General features: G+C 72.5%; 12 protein-coding genes, 2 tRNA genes and 1 pseudogene. 6 read left to right on the top strand and 9 right to left on the bottom strand.

Annotated features, from left to right (window positions below; all coding sequences use genetic code 11):
• Nucleotides 1–57: 57 nt before the first annotated feature.
• Nucleotides 58–131, bottom strand: a tRNA-Lys gene (locus B446_RS14910).
• Nucleotides 132–315: 184 nt separating this feature from the next.
• Between B446_RS14910 and B446_RS14905 the strand changes: the two genes are divergently transcribed.
• From B446_RS14905 to B446_RS36460, 5 genes and pseudogenes are all read left to right on the top strand, one after another.
• The gene (locus tag B446_RS14905) at nt 316–1,626 is read left to right on the top strand and encodes a peptidoglycan-binding protein (protein WP_020940274.1); all 1,311 of its coding nucleotides are present in this window, start codon (nt 316–318) and stop codon (nt 1,624–1,626) included.
• Nucleotides 1,627–1,770: 144 nt separating this feature from the next.
• Nucleotides 1,771–2,910: an SPFH domain-containing protein gene (locus B446_RS14900; protein WP_020940273.1), complete on the top strand. Its 1,140-nt coding sequence runs from the start codon at nt 1,771–1,773 to the stop codon at nt 2,908–2,910.
• Between the two features lie 165 nt (nt 2,911–3,075).
• Nucleotides 3,076–3,681, top strand: a complete 606-nt coding sequence (locus B446_RS14895; RefSeq protein ID WP_020940272.1) for a lytic polysaccharide monooxygenase auxiliary activity family 9 protein — start codon at nt 3,076–3,078, stop codon at nt 3,679–3,681.
• A gap of 123 nt (nt 3,682–3,804) precedes the next feature.
• Nucleotides 3,805–4,272: a DUF3592 domain-containing protein gene (locus B446_RS14890; RefSeq protein WP_020940271.1), complete on the top strand. Its 468-nt coding sequence runs from the start codon at nt 3,805–3,807 to the stop codon at nt 4,270–4,272.
• A 40-nt stretch (nt 4,273–4,312) separates the two neighbouring features.
• Nucleotides 4,313–5,988: pseudogene (locus B446_RS36460) on the top strand (AMP-binding protein).
• Here B446_RS36460 and B446_RS14875 read toward each other — a convergent pair.
• From B446_RS14875 to ehuB, 6 genes are all read right to left on the bottom strand, one after another.
• A tRNA-Lys gene (locus B446_RS14875) sits at nt 5,954–6,027 on the bottom strand. The pseudogene B446_RS36460 and the gene B446_RS14875 overlap by 35 nt on opposite strands.
• Nucleotides 6,028–6,102: 75 nt before the next feature.
• Nucleotides 6,103–6,861, bottom strand: coding sequence for an IclR family transcriptional regulator (locus B446_RS14870; RefSeq protein ID WP_020940269.1), 759 nt, complete (start codon nt 6,859–6,861; stop codon nt 6,103–6,105).
• A 209-nt stretch (nt 6,862–7,070) separates the two neighbouring features.
• Nucleotides 7,071–7,853 carry an ectoine/hydroxyectoine ABC transporter ATP-binding protein EhuA gene (gene ehuA / locus B446_RS14865; protein WP_020940268.1) on the bottom strand — a complete coding sequence of 261 codons (783 nt, stop codon included), beginning with the start codon at nt 7,851–7,853 and terminating at the stop codon, nt 7,071–7,073.
• Complete coding sequence (ehuD, locus tag B446_RS14860; RefSeq protein WP_020940267.1) at nt 7,843–8,493, bottom strand: ectoine/hydroxyectoine ABC transporter permease subunit EhuD; 651 nt, start codon at nt 8,491–8,493, stop codon at nt 7,843–7,845. The genes ehuA and ehuD overlap by 11 nt, the downstream gene beginning before the upstream one ends.
• Nucleotides 8,490–9,209, bottom strand: a complete 720-nt coding sequence (ehuC, locus tag B446_RS14855; protein ID WP_020940266.1) for an ectoine/hydroxyectoine ABC transporter permease subunit EhuC — start codon at nt 9,207–9,209, stop codon at nt 8,490–8,492. Before ehuC ends, ehuD begins: the two co-directional genes overlap by 4 nt.
• Nucleotides 9,206–10,132, bottom strand: a complete 927-nt coding sequence (gene ehuB, locus B446_RS14850) for an ectoine/hydroxyectoine ABC transporter substrate-binding protein EhuB (RefSeq protein ID WP_043475624.1) — start codon at nt 10,130–10,132, stop codon at nt 9,206–9,208. Before ehuB ends, ehuC begins: the two co-directional genes overlap by 4 nt.
• Before the next feature lie 47 nt (nt 10,133–10,179).
• Between ehuB and B446_RS14845 the strand changes: the two genes are divergently transcribed.
• Nucleotides 10,180–10,674, top strand: a complete 495-nt coding sequence (locus B446_RS14845) for a DUF3830 family protein (RefSeq protein WP_020940264.1) — start codon at nt 10,180–10,182, stop codon at nt 10,672–10,674.
• Here the strand turns inward: B446_RS14845 and B446_RS14840 are convergent.
• Both B446_RS14840 and B446_RS14835 read right to left on the bottom strand, forming a co-directional pair.
• Complete coding sequence (locus B446_RS14840) at nt 10,655–12,043, bottom strand: amidase (protein WP_020940263.1); 1,389 nt, start codon at nt 12,041–12,043, stop codon at nt 10,655–10,657. The two genes, B446_RS14845 and B446_RS14840, sit on opposite strands and share 20 nt — an antisense overlap.
• Before the next feature lie 30 nt (nt 12,044–12,073).
• Complete coding sequence (locus tag B446_RS14835) at nt 12,074–13,027, bottom strand: D-2-hydroxyacid dehydrogenase (protein ID WP_020940262.1); 954 nt, start codon at nt 13,025–13,027, stop codon at nt 12,074–12,076.
• Nucleotides 13,028–13,055: the final 28 nt, after the last annotated feature.

Genomic DNA, 13,055 nt, shown 5'->3' with positions numbered 1-13,055 from the left:
ACAGAGATGGCGAGCCAGGACCGCGTGTTCCGCGGACGTGGCTCGCCATCGTCATCGTGCGCCGCCAGGGACTCGAACCCCGGACCCGCTGATTAAGAGTCAGCTGCTCTAACCAACTGAGCTAGCGGCGCCTGCTGACGGGAAAACTCTACATGACCTTCGCGGGTGCTCCGGACCACGCCTGCCGGGGTCCCCGATCCGGAGCAGGCGCGGTACATCATTCGGACCGTCAACATGCGCGCCAGGACGCCGGTTGTGAAACTGATCAACGTGCACACTCGCGGACACATCCATCCCGTATGTGAGGCAGATCGCATGACCGCTCCGCTGTTCGAGGAAGTCGACCCCGGGAACGGCTGCGACTGTCCCGGCTGCGTCCACGGACGGCGGACGAGCGCTCGTCCGCCGTCCGGCCGTTTCGGCGGCCGCCCGGCGACCCGGGGGGTCGTGACGGTGGCCGCCGCCGCGACCGCCGCCCTCGGCGCGATCCCGCAGGCCGCCGCCCTCGGCATCGGCGCCCCCACCCCGCCCGTACCCGGTACCGCCGGCGCGTCCGACGTCACGCCGCAGACCCCGCAGGGCGCCCGGTCCCCGCTGCACGGCCCGGCCGGCAAGCCCGCCCGGCCCGCGGCCTCCCCGACGCCCGCCACCACCCGGAACGAGATCATCAAGCGGGCCAAGGTCTGGGTGACCGCCAAGGTGCCGTACAGCATGAGCGCGTACTGGTCCGACGGCTACCGGCAGGACTGCTCCGGCTACGTGTCCATGGCCTGGGGGCTGACCTCCAACGAGTGGACCGGCAGCCTCGCCGAGTTCGGTGTGAAGATCACCAAGGACGAGCTGCAGCCCGGCGACATCCTGCTCTTCCACAACCCGGACAACCCCGAGGCCGGCTCCCACGTCGTGATCTTCGGCGGCTGGACGAACGGCAAGCACACCGAGTACACGGTCTACGAGCAGACGCCCCCGCACGCCCGCAGTCAGCCCACCCCGTACCCGTACTGGAGCAACGGCAGCAAGTACGTGCCCTACCGGTACAAGGGCCTGACCACCGGGAGCGCCGGCGGGCAGGCCACGGGCGGCAAGTCGGCCACGCCGTTCCCGGGCGCCGCCTACTTCGGCCCCGGCGCGAACAACAAGCACGTCACGGAGCTGGGCCGGATGCTGGTGGCCCGGGGCGCCGGCTCCTTCTACACCAGCGGCCCCGGCCCGGTCTGGGGCGAGGCGGACCGCCGGGCCACCCAGGCCTTCCAGCGGGCCCAGGGCTGGACGGGCGCGGACGCCGACGGGCGGCCCGGTCCCGGCACCTGGAACCTGCTCGTCACCGGCCGGGGCAGGAGCATCCCGGGCGGCACCACCACACCCGGCTCGCCCGCCTCGCACGGCGTGCCCGGCTTCCCCGGCCGGACGTACTTCCGTCCGGGCGCGGAGAACGACTACGTCACCCGGCTGGGGCAGCAGCTCGTGAAGAAAGGGTTCGGCAGGTTCTACGCCACGGGGCCGGGGCCGCGCTGGGGCGACGCCGACCGGCGGGCGGTCGAGGCGTTCCAGCGCGGCCTGGGCTGGCGCGGCGGGGCGGCGGACGGCTACCCGGGCCCGGAGACCTGGCGCCGGCTGTTCGCCTAGCCGCGCCTCGTCCCGCCCCTCTCCCGTCGCCCCTCTCTCCTCTCCCTTCCCCCCTCCCTTCCCCCCTCTTCACCTATCTCTTCTCGTCTCTCTTCTTTTCTCTTCGACCGTCATGACGCGTCTGGCGCGGAGGCTGGAGCACGCATGAGTACGACCACGTCACACAAGGCCGAGTTCGAGGAACAACCGGAGGGTGCGGCCGGCCCGGGTGGCACGGCCATCCGTCCGGCCCGGCTGATCCACAACGAGGCGACCACCGAGATCCCCGTCCACCTGCTGTTCCGCGACGACCCCGAGCCGGTGTCGGTGCCGCTGAAACCCGCCGTGGTGGCCCGCAGACGGGGCACCGGTGAGCAGCCGCGCCTCGGGCGCCCGGCCCCGGTCCCCGGCAGGCCGGCCCCCTGTGTCGATCCCGACCTGGTGGAGCGTCCGGCGCGGGTGCTGCCCGGTCTCGCCGGGGTGCTGGCGGGGGTGGGCGGCGTCGCCGGATGTCTGGCCACCTCGTGGTGGGCGGGGGTGCTGCCGCCCTTCGCGGCGGACGCGCTGCGCCTGCCGGGGTACGGCGGCGCGGGGCTCGGCCCGGCGCAGTGGGCGGCGTACGCGGGAGCGGGGGCGCTCGGTGCGCTCGGTTTCGGTGGACTCGCCCGGGGCCGGACCGGGCAGGCCCGGCTGCTCGGGCTGTTCGGCCGCTACCGGGGGACGGTCCGGCGCACCGGCCTGCTGTGGGTGAACCCGCTGGTGGCCCGCCGCCGGGTCGACGTGCGGCTGCGGCACTGGCGCAGCGAGGCGATGCCGGCGACGGACGGCAACGGGGTGGCGCTGCGGGTGGTCGTGCTGGTCGTGTGGCGGGTGCGGGACACCGCGCGTGCCGTGCTCGGCATCGACGACCACGAGACGTATCTGCGGGAGTGCGTCGAGGCCGCGCTGGCCCGGGTGGCGGTGGATCCGCCGGGCGGCCCGCGGGGCGGGGTGGCGGCTGCCGGTGAGGCGCTGACCCGGCTGGTGGCGGCGGAGGCGGGGCCGGTCGGCCTGGAGGTGTTCTCGGTACGGCCGCTGCGGGTGGAGTACGCGCCGGAGGTGGCCGCCTCGATGCACCGGCGGCAGATCGCCGCGCTGGACGCCCGGGAGCGGTCCGGCATGCTCAACTCGGTCGTGGACTCGGTGGAGGACACGGTGACCCGGCTGACCATGCGCGGGCTCGTCGAACTGGACGACTACGAGCGCAAGGTGCTGGTGCGGGACCTGACGGTGGCGTTCTGCTCGGGTCGCAGGGAGCCGACCTGAGGGGCGCCCGGGATCGGGCTGTGGTGGTTGTGGACACGCTCAACCAACGCCCATACATTGGGACTTGGTCTAGACCTAGTGCCCCGCCTCGCGCGCGGCGGGGCACCGCACCGCACTGCACAGCTCAGCCAGTGAACATCCCCCACGTTCTCCAGGAGCGGCAGCATGCGCACCAAGACCAAGTTGTCCGCGGCCGTGCTGGGCGTGGCGACCGCCGGAGCCTTCGTGCTCTCCTCCGGCGGCGCCAGCGGGCACGGCTACACCGACCTCCCCATCAGCAGACAGAAGCTCTGCCAGAACGGCACCGTGGCGAACTGCGGCGACATCCAGTGGGAGCCGCAGAGCGTCGAGGGCCCCAAGGGCTTCCCGGCCGCCGGTCCCGCCGACGGCCAGATCTGCAACGGCGGTGTCAGCCGGTTCGCCCAGCTCAGCTCACCGATGACACCGTCCGGCGCCGCCTGGCCCACCACCCGGGTGACCGGCGGCCAGTCGTACACCTTCCGCTGGCAGTTCACGGCCATGCACGCCACGACGGACTTCAAGTACTACGTCACCAAGCCGGGCTGGAACCAGAACCACGCACTGTCCCGCTCGGACCTCAACCTCACCCCGTTCCTGACGGTGCCGTACAACGGGCAGCGCCCGCCGGCCACCCTCAGCCACAGCGGCACCCTGCCGTCCGGCCTCAGCGGTCACCACGTCATCGTCGCGGTGTGGACGATCGCCGACACGGGCAACGCGTTCTACGCCTGCTCGGACGTCACCTTCTGAGCCGTCCGCGGCGCGTCACAGCTCGGAAACTGAGGTTCCCTTGAGGGCGCCCGTGCGCCCGGCCGGATACATTCCGGGCCACGCCGGTCTTCCGGAGCGGCGTACCGACCTCGGGGGAACCTCATGTTCGAAATGCTCTTCTACCTCGTGCCCACCCTCATGATCGCGGGTGTCGGCTACTTCGCGTTCCGGCTGGTCCACCGCGCCCGGCGGATCAGCCGGACGTGGGAGCACGGGCTGACGGCCGAGGCGCGCTGCCTGCGCATGTACACCACGACCAGCGGGGGCGGCGGGGACACGTCCGTGCACACGAGCGTGCACCGTGTCTACGAGTACACCACCCGCGAGGGTGCCCAGGTCCGGTTCGAGGAGGCGGGCGGTCCCGCCACCGTCCTGGAGGGCGACATCGTCACCGTGCGGTACCTCCCGGAGCAGCCCCGGCTGGCCACCGCCATCCCGCCGTCCCGCGGCCGGCTCATCACCGAGTCCGGCTGCCTGCTGGCCTTCCTCGGCATGATCATCGTCTTCTGTCTGGGGTTCATGGCCGTCGCGCACGCGATGTTCGCGGAGGCCGGCGGTCTGATGCCGTGACCCTCCACTTCTGACGCCATGTCAGTTACCGTGCCCGGTCATGACGTCCAGGACGGGCACGGTCGCCGAGCTGGTGGCGGCGCGGTGGGGCGACCACCGGCCGGGCATGTGGTGCGAGGACCGGGTGCTCACCCACCACCAGGTGGCGGCGGGCGCGGCCGCCCGGGCCGCGCTGCTGGCCGGCCTGCTGCCGTCCGGCGCCCCACCGCACCTGGGGGTGCTGCTCGACAACACCGAGGAGTTCCCGCTCTGGCTGGGCGCCGCCGCCCTCGCCGGGGCCGCCGTCGCCGGCGTCAACCCCACCCGCCGGGGCGCCGAACTGGCCCGGGACATCCGGCACACCGAGTGCGCGGTCCTGGTCACCGAGCGGGCCCGGCTGCCGCTGCTGGCCGGCCTGGAGCTGCCGGGCGTGCGGGTCCTCGTGACGGACGGCGAGGAGTACGGCACCCTCCTCGCCGGCTGCGAGGGAGCCGTCCCCGACCCGTACGGGGTCACCCCCGCCGACCGGCTGCTGCTGTACTTCACCTCGGGATCCACCGGCGCGCCCAAGGCCGCGATCTGCTCCCAGGGCAGGCTGGCGGCGGCCGGGCAGGCGCTGGTGCGGCAGTTCGGGGTGGGCGCGGACGACGTGCACTACGTCTGCATGCCGATGTTCCACGGCAACGCGGTGATCGCCGACTGGGCGCCCGCGCTGGCCGCCGGGGCCGGGGTGGCGCTGCGCCGGCGGTTCTCGGCCTCCGGGTTCCTCACCGACGTGCGCCGGTACCGGGCCACGTACTTCACCTACGTGGGGCGGGCCGTCCAGTACCTGCTCGCCACGCCCGCCCGGCCCGACGACCGGGACCATCCGCTGCGCACGGGCTTCGGCACGGAGGCCGGGGCGGCCGACGCCGCGGCCTTCGAGCGGCGGTTCGGAGTGCGGCTGGTGGAGGGCTACGGGTCGTCGGAGGGCGGGGCGGCGATCCAGTGGGCGCCCGGCACCCCTGCGGGCGCGGTGGGACCGGCGCGGCCCGGCCTGGTGGTGCTCGACCCGGCCACGGGGCGGGAGTGCCCGGCGGCCGTCTTCGGCCCCGGCGGGCGGCTGGTCAACGGCGACGAGGCCATCGGCGAGCTGGTGAACCGGGGGCCCAGCCCCTTCGAGGGGTACTGGCGCAACCCGGCGGCGGAGGCGGAGCGGCGGCGCGCGGACGGGTACTGGACCGGCGACCTCTTCTACCGGGACTCCCGGGGATACCTGTACTTCGCCGGGCGCGGCGACGACCGCATCCGGGTCGACGGGGAGAACCTGGCCGCCGCGATGATCGAGACCATCGTGGCCCGGTACGAGGGGGCCGACGCGGTCGCCGTGTACGGGGTGCCGGACCCGGTGACCGGGGACCAGGTGATGGCCGCCGTCGCCGGGACCTTCGACCCGGCGGGGTTCGCCGCGTTCCTGCGCGCCCAGCCCGACCTCGGGACGAAGATGGCACCCCGGTACGTGCGGGTGCTGGAGCGGATGCCGGTGACCGCGACGAACAAGATCCACCGGGCGGTCCTGCGCCGCGAGGGGTTCCGGTGCGCCGACCCGGTGTGGTGGCGGCCGCCGGGGGAGGACGCCTACCGGCTGCTGACCACGGACGACACGGACGACACGGAAGACGCCGAAGGGCCCCCCGCTTCCGCGAGGAGCCCTTCGATACCGTGCGCCGCCAGGGACTCGAACCCCGGACCCGCTGATTAAGAGTCAGCTGCTCTAACCAACTGAGCTAGCGGCGCATGACTCCCGCCTTCCGCTTTCGCGGCCGGCGACGAAGAAAATACTACCTGGTCCGCCGGGGTGCTCGTGACCACTCAGAGCGCGAGCGAGAGGAGTACCGGCGCCGCGCTCCGGTTCAGCGCGTCCGCGGCCCGGCGCAGGCGGTAGGCGTGCTCGAGCGGGAGGGACAGCGCCAGACAGCCGACGGACGAGCCCGCGGTGATCGGGACGGCCGCGCAGACGGTGCCGATCGCGTACTCCTGAAGGTCCAGCACCGGCACGGTCGGCGGCTGTGACTCGAGGCGCGAGAGCAGCAGCTTGTCGCTGGTGATGGTGCGCGAGGTCAGACGGGCCATCTTGTACCGGGAGAGGTGGTCGCGGCGCCCGTTGTGGTCGAGCTGGGTCAGCAGGCTCTTGCCGACCGCCGTGGCGTGCGCGGAGCAGCGGAAGTCGACCCACTCGTTGACCGCGGGGGTGCCGGGCCCGGCGGCGTACTGGGTGACCCTGACCTCGCCGTCCACGTACCGGCTCATGTAGACGGCCGCGCCGACGGAGTCCCGCAGCCGGTCCAGGGTGTGCTGGAGCTTCTCGCGCAGGGCACGCTCGCGGTCGTGCGCCGAGGTCAGGCGGCGCAGGGTCGCACCGGTGACGTAGGCGCCGTCCGCGATCTGCTCGACGTAGCCCTCGCGGCGCAGCATGCGCAGCAGGGTGGTCAGCCGTTCGGGTTCCAGGCGGGTGCGGCGGCCCAGCTCGGTGTCGGTGACGCCGGCGGGGTGACGGGCCACGGTCTCCAGGACGCGCAGGGCGTCCTGGGCGGAGTGGTTCGGGGTGGTCGGCTCGTGCATCAGCGCCACGGTTTCCCCCTGCGCTCGCCTGTCTGTGGCCGCGAGATCCGGTCGGTGGATCGCTACCACGATAACCGGCAAAGAGCGTTCGGGGAGAGGGGGTTGGCGAGATTGTGGCACTCGCCGTCCCCCTCCCAACTGGGCGGCAGACCCTCTGGCATATGCCGAAGGCATCACCCAGCGTCCGGACCTCGACTGTTGGCCCTCACCCCCCGTAGTCAGAGGACCGCGCTGAGGAATTCCCGGGTCCGGTCGCGCTCCGGATCGCTGAAGATCTTCTCCGGCGAGCCCGACTCGATCACCCGGCCGGAGTCGAACATCAGTACCTGGTCGGAGATGTCCCGGGCGAAACCCATCTCGTGGGTCACGCACAGCATCGTGATGTCGGTGCTGTGGGCGATGTCCCTGAGCAGATCGAGCACGCCCGCCACCAGCTCCGGGTCGAGCGCCGAGGTCACCTCGTCCAGCAGCAGCACCTGGGGCCGCATCGCCAGCGCCCGGGCGATCGCCACCCGCTGCTGCTGGCCGCCGGAGAGCCGGGTGGGCCGGGCGTCGCACTTGTCGGCCAGCCCCACCAGCTCCAGCAGCTCGCGCGCCCGGGCCTCGGCCTCGTCCCGGGACATGCCGAGGACCCGCACCGGCGCCTCGGTGATGTTCCGCAGCACCGACATGTTCGGGAACAGGTTGAACTGCTGGAACACCATCCCGATCTTCTTGCGCACCTCCCGGACCCGCTTCTCCGGCGCCGGGAACAGCTGCTCCCCGTCGACCGTGATCGTGCCCTCGTCCGGCTTCGTGAGGGTCATCAGCAGCCGCAGGATCGTGGTCTTGCCCGAGCCGGACGGCCCGATCAGGGTCACGTGCTTGCCGGGGGCGACGGAGAAGTTCAGGTCGTCGAGGACGGTGTTCGCCCCGAAGCGCTTGGTGACCCCCTCCAGGCGGATCACGTCGGTGGCCGGGGCGTCGGTGACCGACGACTTGGTTCGGGTCTCAACGGACAAGGCGTCGCTCCAGGGCTCGCAGGAGAAGGGAGGCCAGGTAGGAGATGAGGATGAAGGCCACCCCGATCACGGTCAGGGGCTCGGTGAACTGGAAGTGCTGCTGGGAGAAGAGCCGGGCGTGACCGAGCATCTCCAGCACGGTGATCACCATCAGCATCGGCGTGTCCTTGAGCATGGAGATCACGTAGTTGCCGAGGGCGGGCACCACCCGGCGGATCGCCTGCGGCAGGATCACCGCGGTCCAGGTCCGCCGCCGGGGCAGGTTCAGCGCCGTCGCCGCCTCCCACTGGCCGACCGGAACGGCCTCGATGCCGGCCCGGTAGACCTGCATCGTGTACGTCGAGTAGTGCAGACCGATCGCGAAGACCCCGGTGGCCAGCGCGGAGAAGGTCAGGCCCCACTCCGGCAGCACGTAGAAGAGGAAGAACAGCTGCACCAGCAGCGGGGTGTTGCGCACGAACTCGGTGACCACCCCGACCGGCCAGCGCACCCACCGGCTCGGCGTGCGCATCAGCAGCGTCCACACCAGGCCCAGGGTGAAGGACAGCAGCGAACCGAGGGCCAGCACCTGCAGGGTGACCAGCAGCCCGTCCCAGAAGTCCGGCATGAAGTCGCGCACGGCGTTCCAGTCCCACTTCATGCGACTCCACCCCCCACTCCGGTCGGCTGCGCCGTCTCCGGTTCACGCGCCGCCGGCTCCGCGACGGCGGACGTGCCGGTCCCGGGCTTCAGCCGCTTCTCCAGACCGCGCATCAGCCGGGTCAGCACGAAGGCGATCGCGAAGTAGATCAGCAGGACGTACGTGTAGATCTCCGCGCTCTGCTGGAGGGCGAGGCGCACCAGGTTGGCGCTGAACGTCAGATCGCCCATGCCCATGACCGACACCAGGGCGGTGCCCTTGAGCAGCTCGATCAGCAGGTTGGAGAACGGCGGGATCATCTCCGGCACCGCCTGCGGGAGCAGGATCAGCCGCAGCCGCTGGGCCGGGGTGAAGCCGAGGGCGACGCCGCCCTCCTGCTGCGCCGGGTCGACCGCGTTCAGCGCGCCGCGCACGATCTCCGAGCCGTACGCGCCGTACGTCAGACCGAGCGCCAGCGTGCCCGCCCACATCGGCACCAGCTGCCAGCCGAAGGCGACCGGCAGCACGAAGAACACCCAGAAGATCATCACCAGTGCCGAGGTGCCACGGAACACCTCGGTGTAGAAGCCGGCCAGGAAGCGCACGATCCACAGCCGGTGGGTGCGCGCGACGCCGACGACGAAGGACACCGCGGTGGCCAGCAGCGCGCTGGACACCAGCAGTTGGACGGTGGTCCAGATGCCCCTGAGTACGAGGTCCCAGAGCCCTGAGGTCATCCGCGGCAGAGCTCCTTCGCGGTCATGTCCGTCATCTCGGCCTCGGTGAAGCCGAAGGGACGCAGGATCCGGAACAGCTCCCCGCTCTTCTTCAGCTTGCGCAGCTCGACGTTGAAGGCGTCACGCAGCCGCGTCTCGGTGGGCCGGAACGCGAACGCCCCGCCGTCGACGTGCGGTTTGCCCTTGACCAGCGGGGCGAACGGCTTGGTGGCCTCCGCCTTGCCCGACCTCCTCGCGACCTCGCGGACGGTCAGCGCCGTACCGGCGAAGACGTCGACGCGCCCGGCCTCCACGGCGTTCAGCCCGGCCACCTGGTCCGGGACGATCAGGATGTCGCTCTCCTTGTACCCGGCGTCCACCGCGTACTGGATCTCCGCGTACCCGGTGCCGGTGGCGAACTTCGCCTTCTTCGCCACGACGTCCCGGTAGGAGTGCAGCCCCTTCGGGTTCCCCTTGCGGACGATGAACGCGTCCAGCATCCGGTAGTCCGGATCGGCGAAGATCACCTGCCGGCAGCGTTCGGCGTTGACGTACATCCCGGCGGCCACGACGTCGAACTGCTGGGAGTTCAGCCCCGGGATGAGCGAGCCGAACTCCGTCGGCACCGGCTGCACCCGGGCCACCCCGAGCCGCTTGAAGACCGTCTTCGCCAGCTCCGGCGCCTCGCCGGTCAGCCGGCCGTCCCTGTCGATGTACCCGAAGGGGATCTCGCCGGCTATCCCGAGCCGTACGACACCCTGGGCGCGCAACCGGTCGAGCAGGTCGCCGCCGTTCTCGTCCGACGCCGACGCGACCCGTGTGCAGCCCGCGGCGCCCAGCGCGCCCAGGGCGCCGAGCGCCGCGACACCGGTGAGCACCGAACGTCTGCTGTGTCTGTGTTCCGGCCGGATCGTGTGCACGTCGTTCCCAAGTGGTGGAGCCATGGCGGCGCGGCTACCCAAGCGCTCCCGGCGTATGCACCCTTGGTTCCATGGCCGATCGCTTCGTCACCGTCTCGCTCGACAGGCGGAATACGCACTGCACGGCACGACTGCTGGACGATCGCGCGCCCCTGACCTGCGCGGCAGTGTGGGAGGCACTGCCGCTCGGGGGCGACGTGTACCACGCGAAGTACGCGCGCAACGAGATCTACGCCCTCTTCCCGCCCCTCGCCTCCACGGAACCCCCACTGGAGAACCCGACGGTCACCCCGATTCCCGGCGACCTCTGTTACTTCTCCTTCGCCGGCGCCGAACTGGGTACACGGGCCTACGGCTACGACCGCGAGGTCGGGTCCGGCGCCACCGTGGTCGACCTGGCCCTGTTCTACGAGCGCAACAACCTGCTGCTCAACGGGGACGTGGGCTGGGTGCCCGGGATCGTCTGGGGCCAGGTCGTGTCCGGTCTGGAGGAGATGGCCGAGGCGTGCAACGACCTGTGGCGCACCGGGGCGGCGGGGGAGACGCTCAGCTTCCGGAGAGCGTGAGGTCCGCCTCGTACAGGGCGTGCGAGGCGCGCAGCACCAGGTCGTCGCGGTGCCGGGCGGCGACGACCTGGAGCCCCACGGGCAGCCCGTCGTCGTCCACGCCGACCGGGACCGTCGCCGCCGGCTGCTGGGTCATGTTGAAGGGGTAGGTGAACGGGGTCCACCCGGTCCAGCGCCGCAGCCCGGACCCGGCGGGGACCTCCCGGCCCGCCTCGAACGCCGTGACCGGCAGGGTGGGCGTGACCAGCAGGTCGTAGCGCTCGTGGAAACGGCCCATCCGGCGGCCGAGGTCCGCGCGGACGTCCACCGCGGCCAGGTAGTCCAGCGCGCCGAGCCGCGCGCCCTGCGCGCAGATCTCGCGCAGGCCCGGATCGAGCAGCCGCCGCCGGTTGGGCGAGAAGTCCTGGGTGAGCCGGGCGGCGCCGCTGAACCACAGGGTGTGGAAGGCGTCCACCGGGTCGCTGAAGTCCGGGTCGGCCTCCTCGACGTACGCGCCGAGGTCGGCGAGGCCGGCCACCGCCCGGCGCACGGCCGAGGCGACCCCCGGGCGGACGGCCACCTGCCCGCCGAGGGTCGGCGAATAGGCCACCCGCAGCCCGCGCACGCCCCCGTCCAGCGCCGCCGTGAACGACCCCGGCGGCTCGGGCAGCGCCGACCAGTCGCGCGGGTCGGGTACGCCGATGACGTCGAGCAGGAGTGCCGCGTCGGCCGCGTCCCGGGTCATCGGGCCGACGTGCGAGAGCGTGCCGAACGCGCTCGCCGGATACAGCGGCACCCTGCCGTACGTCGGCTTCAGCCCGAAGATCCCGCAGAACGCGGCCGGGATGCGGATGCTGCCGCCGCCGTCCGTGCCCAGCGACAGCGGGCCCGCGCCCAGCGCGACGGCCGCGGCGCTGCCGCCGCTGGAGCCGCCGGCGGTGCGCGAGGGGTCGTACGGGTTGCGGGTCACCCCGGTCAGCGGGGAGTCGGTGACGCCCTTCCAGCCGTACTCGGGGGTGGTGGTCTTGCCCAGGAACACCGCGCCGTGCTCCCGCAGCCGGGCGACGGACGGCGCGTCCTCCTCCCACCGCCCCTGCTCGGCGATGGTCTTCGAGCCGCGCAGCGTCGGGTGGCCGCGCAGCAGCAGGAGGTCCTTCACCGTCACCGGCACACCGTCGAGCAGCCCGGCCGGCTCCCCGCGCCGCCACCGCTCGGCCGACTCCCGCGCCCGCGCGAGCGCGTCCTCCTCGGTGAGCCGCGCGAACGCGTTGACCTCCGGCTGGATCCGCCGCGCCCGGAGCAGGGCCTGCTCGGTCGCCTCCACCGGGCTGAACTCGCCCTTGCGGTAACCGTCGAGGAGCTGGACGGCGGTCAGTTCGGTGAGCTGCATGCACCCTCCCGGGGCATCGGTGACGGCGTGTCAGTGACCGGGCACGTATCCGCGTTTCTTGTCGACCACGTTCCGCAGCGGCCTGCCGGCCGCCCAGCGTTCGTACAACTCCACGAACTGGGAGCCCAGTTCATCGCGCCAGCCGACCGTGTCACCGCTCATGTGCGGGGAGACGATCAGCCCCGGCAGCCCCCACAACGGGCTCTCCCCGCCGAGGGGTTCCGAGGCGAACACGTCCAGGGCCGCGCCCGCGATCCAGCGCCGGCGCAGCGCCTCGGCCAGGGCGTCCTCGTCGACGAGCCCGCCGCGGCCGACGTTCACGAAGACCGCCGAGGGCTGCATCACGCCGAACCGGCGGGTGTCGAACATGCCGTGCGTCTGCTCCGTCAGCGGCGCGGCGGAGATCACCCAGTCGGCGCGTGAGATCAGCCGGTCCAGGTCGCCCGGGCCGTGGACACCGGTCCGCGGCACCCGCCCGACCAGCGCCGTCGTCACGTCCAGCGCCTTCAGGGTGCGGGCGATCGCCCGGCCGATCGGCCCCGAGCCGATCACGCACGCGCGGGTGCCGGCCACCCGGCGGGTCTCCCGGTGCCGCCAGGTCCGTTCCCGCTGGAGTTCCAGCGTGCGCGGCAGGTCCTTGGCCACCGCCAGCACCAGCGCGGCCACGTACTCGGCGATCGGCTGGTCGAAGACGCCGCGCGCGTTGGTCACCACCGTGTCGGAGACGGCGAGTTCCGGACACATCAGATGGTCCACACCCGCGCTCGCCGCGTGCACCCAGCGCGGCCGCGGGCCCGGCCCGGGCCAGGCGTCGCGAACCGCGTGCGAGGCGAAGTCCCACACCAGCAGCACGTCCGCGGTCGGCAGCCGCCCGGCGAGGCCGGCCGCGTCGGTGTGCTCGATCCGCGCCCGGCCGGTGAGGCGCCCGAGGCGGGGCGGCGGGTCGGCGTCCAAAACCAGGAGGGTGGGCAGGGTCGGCGTCATGCGGGCGGCTCCGGGCGTCTGACATGCG

The sequence above is a fragment of the Streptomyces collinus Tu 365 genome, from assembly GCF_000444875.1.
GTDB classification, from domain to species: Bacteria; Actinomycetota; Actinomycetes; order Streptomycetales; family Streptomycetaceae; genus Streptomyces; species Streptomyces collinus_A.
The sequence above is the reverse complement of the archived record's forward strand: the minus strand, read 5'-3'. Positions and strand labels throughout refer to the sequence as shown.